The sequence below is a fragment of the Nocardia sp. NPDC057272 genome, from assembly GCF_042668615.1.
Taxonomy (GTDB): Bacteria; Actinomycetota; Actinomycetes; order Mycobacteriales; family Mycobacteriaceae; genus Nocardia.
In genome coordinates, this window is the sequence record NZ_JBHUYK010000003.1 from 255807 (window position 1) to 271888 (window position 16082).

13 protein-coding genes are annotated in these 16082 nt (G+C 67.6%); 4 read left to right on the forward strand and 9 right to left on the reverse strand.

The features are described from left to right. Positions 1-43: 43 nt before the first annotated feature. From ACFULV_RS06455 to ACFULV_RS06465, 3 genes are all read right to left on the reverse strand, one after another. Complete coding sequence (locus ACFULV_RS06455) at positions 44-1783, reverse strand: glycosyltransferase family 87 protein (RefSeq protein ID WP_378653747.1); 1740 nt, start codon at positions 1781-1783, stop codon at positions 44-46. A gap of 21 nt (positions 1784-1804) precedes the next feature. Further along, positions 1805-4009: a transglycosylase domain-containing protein gene (locus tag ACFULV_RS06460; protein ID WP_378654012.1), complete on the reverse strand. Its 2205-nt coding sequence runs from the start codon at positions 4007-4009 to the stop codon at positions 1805-1807. 915 nt (positions 4010-4924) lie between these two features. Further along, positions 4925-5341, reverse strand: coding sequence for a DUF5318 domain-containing protein (locus ACFULV_RS06465; protein WP_170112103.1), 417 nt, complete (start codon positions 5339-5341; stop codon positions 4925-4927). A gap of 123 nt (positions 5342-5464) precedes the next feature. Between ACFULV_RS06465 and ACFULV_RS06470 the strand changes: the two genes are divergently transcribed. The 4 genes from ACFULV_RS06470 (at position 5465) to ACFULV_RS06485 (ending at position 9147) form a co-directional block, all read left to right on the forward strand. After that, on the forward strand, positions 5465-6535 hold the full coding sequence (locus tag ACFULV_RS06470; protein ID WP_378653750.1) for a DUF1707 domain-containing protein: 1071 nt from the start codon (positions 5465-5467) through the stop codon (positions 6533-6535). A gap of 7 nt (positions 6536-6542) precedes the next feature. Further along, positions 6543-7340 (forward strand): DUF1707 domain-containing protein, encoded by a 798-nt coding sequence (locus tag ACFULV_RS06475; protein ID WP_378653752.1) that lies wholly within the window; start codon positions 6543-6545, stop codon positions 7338-7340. 147 nt (positions 7341-7487) lie between these two features. Then, a complete protein-coding gene (locus ACFULV_RS06480; protein ID WP_056823890.1) occupies positions 7488-8045 on the forward strand; it encodes a PadR family transcriptional regulator in 558 nt (185 codons plus the stop codon). Further along, positions 8038-9147, forward strand: a complete 1110-nt coding sequence (locus ACFULV_RS06485) for an inositol-3-phosphate synthase (RefSeq protein WP_358066934.1) — start codon at positions 8038-8040, stop codon at positions 9145-9147. Before ACFULV_RS06480 ends, ACFULV_RS06485 begins: the two co-directional genes overlap by 8 nt. A gap of 59 nt (positions 9148-9206) precedes the next feature. On the opposite strand, the gene ACFULV_RS06490 is transcribed toward ACFULV_RS06485, so the two are convergent. The 6 genes from ACFULV_RS06490 to ACFULV_RS06515 all read right to left on the reverse strand — a co-directional run bounded on the left by ACFULV_RS06490 (position 9207) and on the right by ACFULV_RS06515 (position 15841). After that, a complete protein-coding gene (locus ACFULV_RS06490; RefSeq protein ID WP_378634896.1) occupies positions 9207-9638 on the reverse strand; it encodes a GyrI-like domain-containing protein in 432 nt (143 codons plus the stop codon). Continuing rightward, on the reverse strand, positions 9638-10093 hold the full coding sequence (locus ACFULV_RS06495; protein ID WP_358066940.1) for a GyrI-like domain-containing protein: 456 nt from the start codon (positions 10091-10093) through the stop codon (positions 9638-9640). Before ACFULV_RS06495 ends, ACFULV_RS06490 begins: the two co-directional genes overlap by 1 nt. Before the next feature lie 177 nt (positions 10094-10270). Further along, positions 10271-12544: a transglycosylase domain-containing protein gene (locus ACFULV_RS06500; protein ID WP_378653755.1), complete on the reverse strand. Its 2274-nt coding sequence runs from the start codon at positions 12542-12544 to the stop codon at positions 10271-10273. 97 nt (positions 12545-12641) lie between these two features. Further along, complete coding sequence (locus ACFULV_RS06505) at positions 12642-13529, reverse strand: carbohydrate ABC transporter permease (RefSeq protein ID WP_378634901.1); 888 nt, start codon at positions 13527-13529, stop codon at positions 12642-12644. An 11-nt stretch (positions 13530-13540) separates the two neighbouring features. Beyond that, positions 13541-14518 carry a carbohydrate ABC transporter permease gene (locus tag ACFULV_RS06510; RefSeq protein ID WP_378634904.1) on the reverse strand — a complete coding sequence of 326 codons (978 nt, stop codon included), beginning with the start codon at positions 14516-14518 and terminating at the stop codon, positions 13541-13543. A 45-nt stretch (positions 14519-14563) separates the two neighbouring features. After that, positions 14564-15841 carry an ABC transporter substrate-binding protein gene (locus ACFULV_RS06515; RefSeq protein WP_056823877.1) on the reverse strand — a complete coding sequence of 426 codons (1278 nt, stop codon included), beginning with the start codon at positions 15839-15841 and terminating at the stop codon, positions 14564-14566. Between the last annotated feature and the right edge of the window lie 241 nt (positions 15842-16082).

Genomic DNA, 16082 nt, shown 5'->3' on the forward strand with positions numbered 1-16082 from the left:
ACCGGTGGGTCGCACACGGACGAGAGAAAACGTGGGCCCGTTATCAGTTCAGAACCGATACCGGTCTCGAGCTGACAGTGGCCTGCCTGGGTCGAAGGAATTCCGGGAGCCAGGGGAGTAGCGGGTCGAGGGCGCGGTCGAGGACGCCGCCAGCGGGGTCGTCGACGAAGTCGCGGCGGACCACGTCGTGCTGTGGGCGCAGGATCTCGTAGACGATCAGCGCGCACAAACCGAGGACTGCCAGGTCGCGCAGGACGACGGTGCCGGTGAACCACTGTTCGGGCAGGCCCTTGTTGTCCTCGCCGAGGTAGTAGTACATGCGAGGCACCCAGACGAGTGCGTCGATCGTCATCCAGGCCAGCAGGATTCGCCGGTGCGGCAGGGCGAGTACCGCCAGCGGCACCAGCCAGAGCGAATACTGCGGGCTCCACACCTTGTTCGTCAGCAGGAACGCCGCGACGACGAGGAAGCACAGCTGGGTCAGGCGCGGCCGCCGCGGCGCGGTGAGCGCGAGGTAGGCGATGCCCGCGCAGGCGGCGACGAAGGCCAGCAGCGAGACCGTGTTCAGGATGGTCGGCGGTTCACCGTGCCCGATCGGCCCGTCGAAGCCGGTCCAGCCGGTGAACGAGGTGATCACGTTGTAGATCGAATCGGGGTCGGCGTGCCGAGTGGTGTTGAGCCGGAAGAACTCTCGCCAACCCTGCGGGTACAGCGCTGCGATCGGCAGATTCACGGCCGCCCACGTGCCCACCGCGGCGAATACCGTGAGGGTGGCCGCGCCCAGTGGCCGCAAAGCGAAAAGGTGCGTCCTCGCCGGTGTTTCACGCAACCAGGTACGGGCGGAATCGAGACTGTCGACCTCGCGCAACCGCAGCCCGGCCCGCGCGGCGGGCTGACGCTGCATCGGATCCACGCGCAGACACAGCACCACGATCGGCCCGAGTAGCAACAAGGGATACAGCTTCGCCGCCCCGCCCAGTCCGAGCAGGATGCCCGCGAGCACCGGCTTACGGCGCGCCCACGCCAACAGCCCGGTGGCCGCGAAAGCGGTGGCGAGCGCATCGAAATTCGTGAACATGTGCACGATCACCAACGGCGACACCGCGACCAGCGCGGCATCCCATACCCGCCGCCCGGCTAATCGCGACGAGGCCCACACCGTGATCAGCCACCCGACCGAAAGGCCGAGTGCGACAACGTTGAAGTACACCACCACCGACATCGCACCGGGCAGCGGCAGGTGATCCCAGACATTGCCGATCTGCATCGCCGCGTACTGGTACAGGCCCGAAAGCACCGGATACTCCATGTATCTGGTCTCGGTGCCACCGTCGGGCGTCGATTCGGTCCAGGACTTCTTGTACGGGAACGCGCCCTCGTTGAGCCGTTCGGCACCGTAGAGCGGAACGGTGTCGGAGTAGCACATGGCCACGTACTGGCGGCCGTTGTTCCAGTCCAGCATCAGACCGCCGTCGCCGTCGCTGGTCTGCTGGATGCAGCCGGCCTTCGCCGACCAGCCCAGCGCCAGGAAGATCACCGTGAAGGCGAACATCACCCGCAGCGGCGTCCAGAACCGCACCCGCCCGATCAGCGCGTGATCGCCGACCGGGCCGCCGACCACGGTGGACAGCTGCGCGGTCAGCGAGTCGTTGCGGCTCGGCCGGTCACGGGCATCGATCGAGCGGAGATCGGGCGCCAGCCGGGCGGGCGCCACATACCCCGCCTCGCGGCCCGGCCGGGTACCACTCGACGCCGGCTGGTCCGCGAGTTGCTGATCGGTCACGACATCCGAGGCTACCGGTGGTTACCGGGATCGGGTCGGCGTGGTTCCCGCGCCGCTGCTCTCGTTGTCGTTGCCGTTGGCTCCGTTGGTCGGTCTGGTCGACCCGCCGTTGCCGTTCCCCGGTGTCGCGGGCGAGCTCTCCGGCCCCGCCGTCGGCTGGCCGGGCAGCGGGCCCGCACCGGTCTCGGGCGTGGCCTGCGACTGCGGCACCGCGGGCTGCTGCTGCACCCCGGGCACCGGAATCCGGATGCCGGGCAGGATCTCGACCTGCGAGGGCACGATCACCGGCGGCACGATCGCGGGCACGGTGGTCGACGGCGCGGTGTAGGGCGCCGACCACTCCGGCACACCGGCCTGGCCCTTGATCGGGGCGGGCTTGGGGAACGACTCGTTCGGCGTACCCGACAGCGCGCCGTCCATCGTCGCCTTCCAGATGTCGGAAGGCAGACCGGAACCGTAGATGCTGCCGCCGCCGTAGTTCTTCAGCGGGTCACCCTGCTCGGTACCGACCCACACCGCGGTCGACAGCGACGGGGTGTAGCCGACCATCCAGGCGTCCCGGTTGTTGCCGGTGTCGCCGAGCTGGTGGGTACCGGTCTTGGCGGCGGACTCGCGGCCACCGGCCAGGTTGTGGTTGCGCGAGTAGGCCGCGATCGGCTTCATCGCCGCGGTGACGTTATCGGCCACGGCCGCGCTCACCCGCTGCTCACCGGCGGGCTCGCCACGATCGAGCAGCACCTCACCCTTGGCGGTGACGACCTTCTGCACGAAATGCGGTGCGTGGTAGACGCCCGAGGCCGCCAAGGTGGCGTAGGCCGAGGCCATGTCGAGCGGGCGCGACTGGTACTGGCCGAGCACGATGCCGTTGTTGGGGCCGACGCCACCGGGCTCGGTCAGCGTTTCGCCGACGCCGGGCAGTTCCTTGGCGATACCGAGCTTGTGGCCCATGTCGGCGATCTTCTGCGGACCGTTCTGCATGTCCAGCTGCATGCGGTAGAAGCTGGTGTTCAGCGAACGCTTGAGCGCCTCGGCGATGGTGCACATGCCGCAGCCCTCACCCTCGACGTTGCCGATCTGGATGCCGTTGACGGTGATCGGCGAGCTGTCGTAGAGCTGCGAGAGCGGAACGCCCTGTTCGAGATTCGCGGCCAGACCGATCGCCTTGAACGAGGAGCCTGTCGGCAGACCGGCATTGGCGAAGTCGTAGCCCTGGCCGTCGCTGCCGCCGTAGTAGGCGCGCACCGCACCGGTGCGCGGGTCGACGGAGACCACCGCGGTGCGCAGGTTCTCCGGCTCTCCCTCGAGCTTGCCCTGCGCGGCCTTGATCGCGGCGTCCTGCGCCTTCTGATCGATCGTGGTGGTGATCTGCAGACCCTCGGTGTTCAGCTGCTGCTCGCTGATGCCCGCGGTCGAGAGCTCCTGGAGCACCTGGTTCTTCACCAGACCGGACGGGCCCTCGTCGTTGTTCTTGTCGCCGAGCGAAGCCAGCGTCACCACCTGTGGGTACTGCATCCCCTGACGTTCTGTCGCGGGCAGGTTGTTCTCCGCGACCATGCCGTCGAGCACGTATTCCCAGCGCGTCTTGGCGCCGGTGGGGTTCTTCTCGGGGTCCAGCATCGAGGGCAGCTGGATGGTCGCGGCGAGGACGGCGCCCTCGGCCACGGTCAGCTCCTGCACCGGCTTGCCGAAGTAGGCCTTGGCCGCGGCGTCGATGCCGTACGCGCCACGACCGAAGTAGATGGTGTTCAGGTAGGCGGCGAGGATGTCTTCCTTGCTCCACTGCCGCGCCATCTTGGCCGAGATCACCAGCTCGTGCATCTTGCGCGTCATCGACCGCTCGTCACCGACCAGCGCGTTCTTCACGTACTGCTGGGTGATCGTGGAACCACCACCGGCGCTTTCCTTGCCGAGGATGTTGTCGCGGGCGGCGCGGGCGAAGCCCGAGACCGAGAAGCCGGGGTTGGTGTAGAAGTCGCGGTCCTCGGCGGCGATCACGGCGTTGCGCACGTGCGGCGGGATCTGATCGATCGAGACCTCGGTGCGGTTGCCCTGCGGCGGAACCACCTTGCTGATCTCGGTGGTGCCGTCGCTGGCGAAGATCGTCGCCACCTGGTTGGTCTCGAGGTCGCCCGGCTTGGGCACCGACACCGCCGTGTAGGCGACCAGGAACACCGCGCTCGGCACGACGATGGCCAGGGCCATCAGGACATAGAGTGTCCGGCGCATGATCCGCCACGGCGATTTCTTCACCGCACCATCACTACCCGAGCCGTCGTCGCCCCCGCCACCGTCGCGGCGGTTGCGCGGACCGGTCGGCGGCGGGGTGCCGCCCACGCCTGCGGCGCGACGTTCACCGGTGGTGGGGCCACCCGGCGCGGTGGCGCGACGTTCACCGGAAGTGGGCCCACCGGGGCGCCGGCCCGCGCCGGCCCGTGCGGCCGCGGCGGCACCGCCCGCGCGAGCCGTCCTGGCTACGTCGTCGTTCGCGCCGCGCACGGTCCGCCCCGGCTGGTTCGCCCGCACGGTCGACTCGTCGGGGCTGCCGGGACGCGGCAACTTCTGTGTGGCGCCCGCCGCGGGCGGCACGGCACGACCCGGCTGCGGGGGCCTGCCCTGCGGCGGCCTGCCCTGACCGGGCACACCTTGGGGAGGCGGTCCACCCTGCGGACCACCGGGACGCTGGGGCGGCTGACCCGGCCTGCGCGGCGGCATCCCACCGGGCGGCGGCCCCTGCTGACGATTCGGCGGCGGTCCCTGCGGACCGCGTCCACCAGGCACCGGACCACCCTGCGGGCGCCCGCCCTGCGCGGGAGCGCCGGGCGCACCCTGCGGGCGCGGACCGGCGGGCGGCACGGGCCGGCGCGGCGGGGGACCACCGGGCCGATCACCCGACTGCGGGGGGAGACCTGATTGCGCACCCCGAGCCGGACGGCCGCCGCGCGGATCATCGCCGTGGGGGGAGGACTCGTAGGGCGAACTCACTGACCAGATCTCCATAACTTGTAAGGTTCGGGCACACGACATCCGCGCCGGAGTACCGGCGCGGAGAGGGTGCACCCCGAACAGTGGCGCATCACGCGGTGGCCACCATCACTTGTTCGGGCCGCCCGTCACTGCACAGCCGCGTCGCTCCACACGCCATCATTCGGCAGCAGAGCGCCGGGCTCGCGAACTCGTCCGTCGCCGGGCGGGGGCGGGCGCCGTGCCGAGCACGTACGACTGCACCAGGTGGTTCCAGCTGCACGAGCGACATACCTCGACGACATGCACCGAGAATTCTTCGTTCGACTCGGCCATCCGAATCAGTTCCTCGGGCGTCCGCGCCGACCCGGCCGCTTGGCCGAGCCCATCGCCGAACACCCACGAAACCAACGTCAGCTGCTCTTTCCGGCAGATCGGGCAGGTCGCCTCACTACCCCGGCCGTGAAACTTCGCGGCCCGGAGCAGATACGGATTCGCGTCGCACACCTCGGCGACGCCGACCCGCCCCGCGTAGACATCGGCCAGCAGGGACCGGCGCCGGAGCGCATAGTCCACCACCTGCCGCTGAATTCGCACGATCACCAGAGTAGCGGGGTTCGGATACGCGTGCCCACGGCATCGTTTGATCCGATCTCCCGGACTAAACTCCCGATACCGGGGTTCATCCGGGTGTTTTCGCAGGTGAGGTGACCCACGGCCATGGCTGAATCCGGGCAGCGACGGGCAGCCGTCGATTCGGTGCTGCGCGCACGTGACATCGATCGCGCACAGGCGTCGACCGTGCTTGACGCGGCCTACGCCGAGGGCCAACTCGGCGCGCAGGAGTACCACGATCGCGTGTTGTCAGCGAACGGCGCGCGCACGGTCGGTGAGCTCGCTCGCTTGGTCGCGGACCTGCAATCACCTGCGGTTTTCGGCGAGGACTCCGCTGTCGAACGTCCCCGTCGGCGCGCCCCCGATCGGTATCCCGCCCGCACGAGGGCGAGATCGGCAGACCGCGCGTCGACCGTCGCCGCACTCGACACAGCCCACGCCGACGGCCAACTCGACGCCGAGGAACACGCCGCAATGGTCGAATTGGCCGCAGAAGCACGAACACTGGGCGATTTGTCCACCTTGGTGGCCGACCTGCAACAGCGACCGGCCGCGCCGAACAAGCCGCGCGTCCGCCGCGACCGCACTCGGTTGGTGGTCATCGCACTGGCAACCGTCACCGCCGTCGCCGGATTCGTGTGGACGGTCCGCGACGACAAGCCCGAGCCCGCGGCGGCCGTGGCCGCGACAGTCGACTACGACGCGGCATCGCCGCTGGTGATTCCGACGCCGATGCTCAACACTCTCGCCGGATTCGTGCAGTTCCGTGACGACTACCGCGTCAGCTTCGGCGACACCCTTGTCGACGAGGCGGTCATGCACGACGAACACGCCTCCGCCGTGCGGCGCGCACCCGGCAACGGGAACTCCACCGTCGACTACACCTATCGCGGCGGCTTCGCCCGAACGAGTTCGCAGGTCAGCAGCCGCAAGCGCGACGCCGTCACCATCGATCTGGCACAGGTGAACGCCGAGGCGCTCGGTGTGGCACTCGCGAAGGCCGCGGCCACCGTGCGGGTACCGAACGGCGCGGTCACTCATTTCCGGATAGCGAATGACAGCTGGGCGGGAGGGCCGGGGATCACCATCTTCGTCCGGAACGAGGTCGCCCAATCGGGCCATTTCGTCCTCACGCTGTCGGGCGACGTGCTGAAGACCTACCCGTACGAAGGATGACCCAGCGATGAAGCCTCCCTCTCCGGCGCGCAACCTGCGCGCCCGCGACACCGACCGCGCCGACGTGTGCTCGGTGCTCGATGCCGCCCTCGCCGACGGCCAGCTCACCGCTGCCGAGCACGAGACCCGCACCGCGACCGCCATGCATGCCGAGAACTTCGGCGCTCTCGACCGTCTGGTCGACGATCTACAGGTCCCGGCTGACCTCGCCGCGACTCCAGTGGCACGTGGCGTTCCCCGCGCACCCCGGCGCTGGTGGGTTCCGGTCGGCGCGATCGTGCTCGCCGGACTGCTCGGCGCGGGGGTCGGCCTGCTCGGTCGCACCGTCGGCGACGCCGTCCTCGGCGCTCCGCTACCCGACCTCACCACCGGCAACGGGCTCGCCCATTTCGTCGCGGACTATCGCGCCGAATACGGCACCACCCTCGCCGACGAGCTGACCGTGTATCCGGAATACGCCCTGGTCGAACGAGATTCCGGAAAACCTGGCAAGCAAGACGAGTTGCAGTACCGCGGCGACTTCGAAAAGTGGGGTTCACAGGGCTCCCGTCCCCCCGACACTCGCTCGTTCGACCTCGCCGACATCGACCTGGCCCGCTATGCCCGCCTCATGTCCGGCGCCTCCCAGACGACCCGCGTCCCCAATGGCTGGGTCTCGCACGTTCTGGTCAGGTTCCCGCCCGGTGGCGGCAAAGACGCCGAGCTGGAAATCAGCATCTACGTCAAGAACGAGGCCGAGCAGAGCGGATACCTGAAAATCCGGCCCAACGGCGAACCGCTCGCGGTGTACCCCGCCGAGCGCTGATCGCTCCATCTCCATGACCTGCGTCGATGACGCATGCGTCACATTCGACTGTGCGTAGATGTATCGCTCCGATATAGTTGGAACTCGCATCCACGGTTAGGTCTGTTCGGCCTTTCAGGTCGTCATAGTCAGGGAGTGAGGTCGGCAGTGCTCGAATTGGCGATTCTCGGCCTGCTCCTCGACGCGCCCATGCACGGTTACGAGCTGCGCAAGCGGTTGACGGGCCTGCTCGGAGCGTTCCGGGCCTTCTCCTACGGTTCGCTCTACCCGACGCTGCGCAGAATGCAGGCCGACGGGTTGATCGCCGAGGAGCTTCCGGACGGCGCGCTCGCGCGCCGTGCGCGCCGCGTCTACCGGCTCACGCCGGTCGGCCGGGAACGGTTCTCCGAACTCCTTGCCGACACCGGTCCGCAGAACTACACCGATGACGGCTTCGGCGTTCACCTTGCCTTCTTCAGCCGCACTCCCGCCGAGGCGAGAATGCGGATTCTGGAGGGCAGACGTCGTCAGGTCGAGGAGCGCCGAGAGGGTCTGCGGGAAGCGATCAAGAAGGCCAGCGGGTCACTGGATCGCTACACCAAGCAGCTCCACCAGCTCGGATTGGAATCAAGCGAGCGCGAAGTGCGCTGGCTCAACGAGTTGATTGCGGCGGAGCAATCGACGAAGGCGGCACCACAGAAAGAGGGAAAGAGCGGCCATGAGTGATGTCAACAAGGTTGGATCCGGCGAAGTTCGCGTCGCGATCGTCGGTGTGGGCAACTGCGCATCGTCGCTGGTGCAGGGCGTGCAGTACTACAAGGATGCCGACGAGAACCAGGTCGTTCCCGGCCTCATGCACGTCAAGTTCGGCACCTACCACGTCCGTGACGTGAAGTTCGTGGCCGCGTTCGATGTCGACGCCAAGAAGGTCGGCTTCGACCTGGCCGAGGCCATCTTCGCCAGCGAGAACAACACCATCAAGATCTCCGATGTGCCGCCGACCGACGTGACGGTCCTGCGTGGCCCGACCCTCGACGGCATCGGCAAGTACTACGCCGAGACCATCGAGCAGTCCGAGGCTCCGGCCGTGGACGTCGTCAAGGCACTGAAGGACGCCAAGGTCGACGTGCTGGTCTCCTACCTCCCGGTGGGTTCGGAAGAGGCCGACAAGTTCTACGCGCAGTGTGCGATCGACGCGAATGTCGCTTTCGTCAACGCGCTGCCGGTCTTCATCGCCTCCGACCCGGTCTGGGCGCAGAAGTTCGTCGACGCCGGTGTCCCGATCGTCGGCGACGACATCAAGTCGCAGGTCGGCGCGACCATCACCCACCGCGTGATGGCCAAGCTGTTCGAAGACCGCGGCGTGGTGCTCGATCGCACCTACCAGCTCAATGTCGGCGGCAACATGGACTTCAAGAACATGCTCGAGCGTGAGCGTCTGGAGTCGAAGAAGGTCTCCAAGACCCAGGCCGTCACCTCGAACCTCACCGGCGCGCTCGCGGGCAAGGTCCACGACCGCAACGTCCACATCGGTCCCTCGGACTACGTGGAGTGGCTCGACGACCGCAAGTGGGCCTACGTCCGCCTCGAGGGTCGTGCGTTCGGCGATGCCCCGCTGAACCTGGAGTACAAGCTCGAGGTGTGGGACTCGCCGAACTCGGCGGGCATCATCATCGACGCTGTCCGCGCGGCGAAGATCGCCAAGGACCGCGGCATCGGCGGACCCGTCATCCCGGCTTCGGCCTACCTGATGAAGTCCCCGCCGGTGCAGATCGCCGACGATGTGGCGCGCACCCAGCTCGAGGCGTTCATCATCGGTGCCGATTAATCACTGAACGAAAAGAGCCGGTGCGCACGAACTTTCGTGCACACCGGCTCTTGTCGTCTTCAGTCCAGGGAGACGTACACCTCGACCGAGGTCGGACCGGTGTAGCGCTCCAGCTCGGCCGTGTGCGAGCGGGTGATGGTGCCGGCGTTCTCGGCCTTGATCACCTGCGCCCACGCGGTGCGCAGCAGATCGTAGGGCTTGTCCGAGACCACGAACTTGGCGTAGCGACCCGCGGGGATGCGGGTGAGCACGTCGCCTTCGTCGATGTCGTCCAAGCCGGCGACCTCGTAGCCGAGCACGGCCACCGCATGATCGTTCTGACCGATGTAGGCGGCCGCGCGGGGCACCGTCTTCTCCCGCGACAGGTACCGATCCCAGGTGAAGTTCACCAGGTCGAGATCACGTGCGGTCACCTCACGCCCGGCCAACGGCACGGTGAGACCCGCGATCAAACCGTCGTCGAGGGTGACGATTTCGAAATCCACGGCCATCAGCTGTCCTTCTCCTCGGTCAGCGAAACGAAGATCTCGACCGTGCGTTCGTCGGGATACTGCTCGCAATCGCCGGTGTAGGCACGCACGAATTCACCCGCGGCCTCCGCGTCCCATACCTGGCGCCAGAGCCCGACGATGGTGTCGCCGAGGTTGTCGCCGCTGGCGACGAATCGCGCGTAGCGGCCCGCCGGAATCCGGCCGAGCACGTCGCCTACCTCCAGGTCGGCGAGAGTCTTGCACTCGTAGCCGACGATGTGGGTGAGGTAGGAGTTGATCTCCGGCGCGAAATCGACATAGCCCGTCGCGACCGGCCCCGGTAACGTCCTCGCCCGCAGGTTCGCCCACGCCTCGACCACTTTGGCGCGGCGCGGCCCCTCCACGGCGAGCGCCGGACTGCGAAGCACCGTGCCCGCGATCAGCGTCTCGGGACGGTCAACGACATTGAAATCCACCTGCGTAGCCCCTATGTCTAGTGTCGTCGCATGTCGGTACCGACCGCACATCCTCCCGTATCGGTCCGACAGGTTCCGCGCCGGGATCATTCGACCCCTGGTCGGGCGGTTCGCGCTCTGGGCAACGATGTTGCCATGTCCTCAGGGTAGTCGGGTCCGGCTGCGCCAACTCGTGATCTATCGCGGCCCTTCACCACCGAGCCCGGGGAACAGTTCACCGGGGGCGGCAGGCGTCGGTGCGGGCGGGATGATGATCAGCGGCGGCGGCGCGGGGCGCGGTGAGTTCGTCGGCGGACCGAAGATGTCGAAGCCACCGCCCGGTGTCGGCGCCGGTCCGGTGCCCGGCGAGGGCACCAGCGGCGGGCTCGGCACCGGCTGCACTTCGAACTGTTCGACCGGCGTTCCGGCCAGCGCGGCGTCCATCGACTGCTTCCAGATGTCGGCGGGCAGCCCTGAACCCCAGATGGCCCCACCGCGACCGTTGCGCAGCGGTTGTGGGTTCTCGGTGCCCACCCAGACCGCGGTGGACAGTGAGGGCGTGTACCCCACCATCCACGCGTCCTTGTTGTCCTTGGTCTCGCCGAGCTGGGTGGTTCCGGTCTTGCTCGCCGACTGCCTGCCGTCGGCGAGGCCGTGGCCGTTGGAGTAGTTGGCGATCGGCAGCATCGCGGCGGTGGTGGCATCGGCGATCGCCGCGGTGATCCGCTGTTCGGGCTCTGAATGTCTCTTGCCTGTCGCGGTTTCCCAGCTGCGGTCGAGCAGCACCCGCCCGTCCCCGGTGCTCACCTTCTGCACGAAGTACGGCTGGTGATAGACCCCCGAGGCAGCCAGCGTCGCGTACGCCGACGCCATGTCGATGGGTCGCACCAGGTACTGGCCGAGCACGATCCCGTTGAGCGGGTAACCGTCCGGCTCCGACAGGCTCACGCCCTCGACGCCGGGAATGTACTCGGGGATGCCCGCCAGGTGCGCGGCCTCGGCGATCGAGCGCGGGCCGTCGGCCATCGTCATGGTGAGCCGGTAGAAGCTGGTGTTGAGCGAGCGTTTGAGCGCCTCGGCGAGCGAGCAGCGTCCGCACGAGTCGCCCTCGACGTTGGTGATCTCGGTACCGCGGTCGGTGATGGGCGAGCTGTCCATCGCCCGCGTCACCGGGATGCCTTGCCGCTGGGCGGCGACGAGCGCGAAAACCTTGAACGCGGAACCGGTTTGGAGCGGCGCCTGCGCGAAATCGAACCCCGTCCCGTCCTCGCCGCCGTAATAGGCCCGCACCGCCCCGCTGCGCGGATCGATCGACACCACGGCCGAGCGCAGCTCCGCTGGTTGCCACGACAGCCGCTCACGTACCGAATCGACCGCGCCTGCCTGCGCCGCGGCGTCGATGGTGGTGGTGATCTGCAGTGCGCCCGTGTTGATGTCGGCGTCGTCGAGGCCGGCGGCCCGCAGTTCGCGTAGCACCTGGGTGCGGATATGGCCTTCCGGTCCGAGCGCCGCCGACTCCGTCGGCACGTCGTCGAGCGGGATGATCGGCGGGAACACCGTCGCGTCCCGGTCGCCGGGCGCGAGCACTTTCATCTCGACCATCCCGTCGAGCACGTACTGCCAGCGCGCCCGCAGCTGATCGAGATGGTTCTCCGGGTCCAGCACCGAGGGCGAGCGGATCACCGCCGCCAAGACGGCCCCCTCCGCGAGAGTCAGGTCCGGCACCGGCTTGTCGAAATAGGCCTTCGACGCGGCCGCGATCCCATACGCCCCGCGCCCGAAGTAGATGGTGTTGAGGTAGGCGGACAGGATCTCGTCCTTGCTCCACTGCCGCGCCATCTTGGCCGCGATGATCAACTCCCGCATCTTGCGGGTGACAGTGCGCTCGGAGCTGAGGAAGGCGTTCTTCACGTACTGCTGGGTGATCGTCGAGCCGCCGCCCGCGTTGTCCTGACCCGTCACATTGTCGCGAGCGGCGCGCAGGAAGCCGCTCGTCGAGTACCCGGCGTTCGTGTAGAAGGTGCGGTCTTCGGCCGCCAGCACGGCGTCCCGCACCGGGAACGGCACATCGGTGAGCGGAATGGGAATCCGATTGCCCTGTGGCGGAATGAATTTGGTGAGCACGGTGGTGCCGTCGGCGGCGAGGACGGTCGCGGGCTGTTCGACCGCGACCTCGGCCGGTTCGGGGATCTCCGAACTCCAGTACACCGCGACGAACAGCAGCGCGGGCACACACACGAAGATCACGAAGAGCGCGAGCAGCAACCGCCGGATGCGCTGACCCCTGGTGCGCGGCTTGCGTTCCGGGGGTGGGTCGCCGGACCCGTCGGTGGCGGCCAGCCGTGCGGCCTGTGCCCGTCGCGCCGCGCCCTTGGCCGGCTTCTGCTCTTTCGCCAGCGGATCGCGGAACCCGGCAATCGAGGTATACGGAACGTCCCCATCGGAACGCCCGCGCCCGCGCTGGGAGGCCACACCATCTCCTTTCGGAGCGAGCAGAAGAACTCACCTGCACCGACGTCGATATCGGTGCAGGCGACTCTACCCGGCGATGGCGGCAGAACCCGGCAGGTCAGCTCTTGACGCCGCCCGCGGTGAGGCCGGAGATGATGCGACGCTGGAAAATCAGCACCATGATCACCAGCGGCACGGTGACGATCACGCCCGCCGCCATGATGGCCGCATACGGCTGTACCAGCGGGTCGTTGCCCGAGAAGCTCGCGATGGCGACCGTCACCGGCTTGGTGTCGTCGCCCGAGAGCAACCGGGCCAGCAGGTACTCGTTGATCGAGGCGATGAACGCCAGGATCGCGGTGGTGAACACCGCGGGCGCGGCCAGCGGCAGCATGATCAACCGGAAGGCCTGGAACTTGCTCGCGCCGTCGATGCGCGCGGCCTCTTCGAGCTCCCACGGCAGTTCGGCGAAGAACGAGGCCAGGATGTAGACCGTCATCGGCAGCACGAAGGAGATGTTCGGGATGATCATCGCCTGGTACTGGCCGATCCAGCCGATATCGGTGAACAGCTGGAACAGCGGCGTCACCAAGACGACGGCCGGGAACATCGACGCCGACAGGATCAGTCCCGAGACCAGGTACTTGCCCGCGAAGGTCATCCGGGCCAGCGCGTAGGCCGCGAGCACACCGAGGATCAGCGCCACGGCGGTGGTCGCCGATCCGATGATCACACTGTTGAGCAGTGCCTTGCCGAAGTTGTTGCCGCGGCTGGTGTCGAAGGCGTTGCGGAAGTTCTCCAGCGTCACGTGGGTGGGCCACGGGGTGCTGTCGAAAGTGTGGGCCGGGTCGCGGAACGCCACCACGGCCATCCAGTAGAACGGGCCGAGGCCCCACACCAGCACGATGGCGACACCGAGATAGAGCCGCACCGTGCCGAGCCGCTTGCGCCACGACACCGGCTGCACCGGCAGCGTCTTCGCTTCCGCGACAGGTTCTTTCGTCATCGACATGCTCATCAGTTCGCCTTCCGCTGGTCTTCCTGAGTGCGAACAGCGTTGGCGCCCAGCACCTTCACCAGGATGAACGCGATCGCGAAGACGAGCAGGAAGGTGATCACCGACAGCGCCGCGGCGCTGTTGGGGCCTTGGCGTACCTGCTCGACCACCAGGATCGACAGCGTGTTCGTCGACGGGTTGCCCAGCGTCATGATCGCGGGCAGGTCGTAGATGCGCAGCGTGTCCATGGTGCGGAACAGGACCGCGACCAGCAGTGCGGGCTTGAGCAGCGGCAGCGTGATGTGGACGAACCGCTGCCAGGCAGTCGCGCCGTCGACTTTGGCCGCCTCGTACACGTCGGCCGGAATCACTTGCAGCCCAGCCAGAATCAGCAAGGCCATGAACGGCGTCGTCTTCCACACATCGGCCGCGACCACCGCGAACCGCGACGCCCACATGTCCGAGGTCCACAGGATGTGCGTGCCGAGCACCCGGTTCACCACACCGTCGTACTGGAACATGAACTCCCACAGTCGCGCTGTGACCGCGGTGGGAATCGCCCACGGAATCAGCACGGCGGCGCGCAACAGCGCCCGGCCGCGGAAGGTCTTGCCCATCACCATGGCCATGCCGAGCCCGAGCAGGGCCTCGATCGACACCATCACCACGGTGAAGAACAGGGTGATCCCGACCGCCGACCAGAACTGCGAGCCGAGCGTGCCGGTGGGGCACGACACCGTGCCGTTCAGCGACCCACACTGCTGCAGCAGCCAATGCGTGTAGTTGCTGAATCCGGCGCTGCCGCCCTCGACGAACATCCCGGTGGCCGGGTCGATGCCGGAGTCCTTCGAGAAGGACATCCAGATCGCCTCGACCACCGGATATCCGATGACCACGGCCAGCGCGACAAGCACGGGCGCGACGAACAGCCACGCCTTGCCGGATTGTCGCAGTTGCAGCGCTAGCCCGCGCTGCTTGGCTCCCGAAGGATCCGACACCGTTACTACTCTCCTACGGTCTGGTCGGGTCCGCTGCGCGTACCGCTACGAACCGGCGGTCTCGATGCCCTTTTGCATGCCGGCGACCGCGTCGTCGACGGACTTCGTGCCGTTGAGGGCAGCATAGGCGTTGTCCTGGATGGCCTTCGACACCGCGGGATAGAACGGGGTCACCGGACGCGGCACGGCGCTGGCGATGGATTCCTTCAGCGTGGGCAGGTACGGCATCTTCGCGATCAGGGCCGGGTCGTCGTAGAGCGAGGAGCGCACCGAGGGCAGCGAGCCCGAGGCGATGATCTGCTGCGCCTCTTCGCTGATCAGGTAGCGAACGAAGTCGGCGGCGGTGGCCTTGTTCTTGGAGAACGCGCTGATCGCGGCGTTGTAGCCGCCCAGGGTGGAGGCGCCGACGCCGGTGTTGCCCGGCAGCGGGGCGACACCGAACTTGTCCTTCACCGCGGAGCCCTCGGCGGATGCCTGGGCGAACAGGTAGGGCCAGTTGCGCAGGAACAGCAGCTTGCCCGACTCGAACGCGCTGGCGCTCTCGCCTTCCTTGAAGGTGATGGCTTCCTTGGGGATGTCACCGTTCTTGTAGGCGTCGACGAGGACCTTCAGGCCCGCCTTCGACTCCGGGCTGTTCACGGTGGGGGTCTTGCCGTCGGCACCGACGAAGCTGCCGCCGAAGGCGTTGATGACCTCGGAGGTGTTCACGGTCAGGCCCTCGTAGGGGGCGAGCTGACCGGCGTAGCAGCCGATGTTGTTGTCGCGGGCCACCTGGCACTGGCCGAGCATCTCGGTCCAGGTCTTGGGCGGGTTGGGCACCAGGTCCTTGCGGTAGTACAGCAGGCCGCCGTTGGTGTTCTTCGGCGCCGCGTACAGCTTGCCGTTGTAGGTGGCGCTGGCCACGGTCGGCGCGAGCAGGGGCGCGGTGTCGATCGCGAAGCTGTCCTCGAGCGGCTGGATCCAGCCCTTGGCCGCGAACTCGGCGGTGTTCGGCACGTCGAGGGCGACCACGTCGTAGCCGTCCTGCTTGGCGCGGAAGTGCTCGGCTAGGTCGTCGTGCTGCTGGGTGCCGTCGGCCGACTGCTCCTTGAACGTCACCTGCTCGTTCGGGTGCGCGGCGTTCCAGCGGTCGATGAGCTGCTTGACCACACCGGTTTCGGTGGTGTCCTTGCCCTCGACGTAGGTGATCGGGCCGCGGCCCGTCAGGTTCTGGTCGAGTGCGTTGCCCCCGTCGTCACTGGAACAACCGCTGGCGAACGTCGCGGTGAGCAACGCGATCGAGGCAGCAGCCATCGTCGCTCTGGGGACAAACTTCAAGGCCATCGCAGACACTCCAGGGTCAAGACGTGAGCAGCAGCACACCGTGCGGTGCAACAGGCAACATACAGGATTCTCGGCGGCGCGGGCGCCGCGTGTTCTCGGCCTGGGAGGCCTCGATCTTCCCTTCCTGCGGGCACTCCTTCGTCGCACCCTTCGGTCGGTCCGGATCGAGGCGGCCGAGAACGGGCACAGACTTACACAGTTTTTATGTCAGTGTGGTGCCTTAGGGTCATTGCTTGTGACA

What these genes read in the sequence shown, in the direction of transcription:
- ACFULV_RS06460 (WP_378654012.1), bottom strand. Translation starts at nt 4,009, where the DNA reads ATGCGCCGGACACTCTATGTCCTGATGGCCCTGGCCATCGTCGTGCCG.
- ACFULV_RS06470 (WP_378653750.1), top strand. Translation starts at nt 5,465, where the DNA reads ATGGCTGAATCCGGGCAGCGACGGGCAGCCGTCGATTCGGTGCTGCGC.
- ACFULV_RS06475 (WP_378653752.1), top strand. Translation starts at nt 6,543, where the DNA reads ATGAAGCCTCCCTCTCCGGCGCGCAACCTGCGCGCCCGCGACACCGAC.
- ACFULV_RS06485 (WP_358066934.1), top strand. Translation starts at nt 8,038, where the DNA reads ATGAGTGATGTCAACAAGGTTGGATCCGGCGAAGTTCGCGTCGCGATC.
- ACFULV_RS06490 (WP_378634896.1), bottom strand. Translation starts at nt 9,638, where the DNA reads ATGGCCGTGGATTTCGAAATCGTCACCCTCGACGACGGTTTGATCGCG.
- ACFULV_RS06505 (WP_378634901.1), bottom strand. Translation starts at nt 13,529, where the DNA reads ATGACGAAAGAACCTGTCGCGGAAGCGAAGACGCTGCCGGTGCAGCCG.
- ACFULV_RS06515 (WP_056823877.1), bottom strand. Translation starts at nt 15,841, where the DNA reads ATGGCCTTGAAGTTTGTCCCCAGAGCGACGATGGCTGCTGCCTCGATC.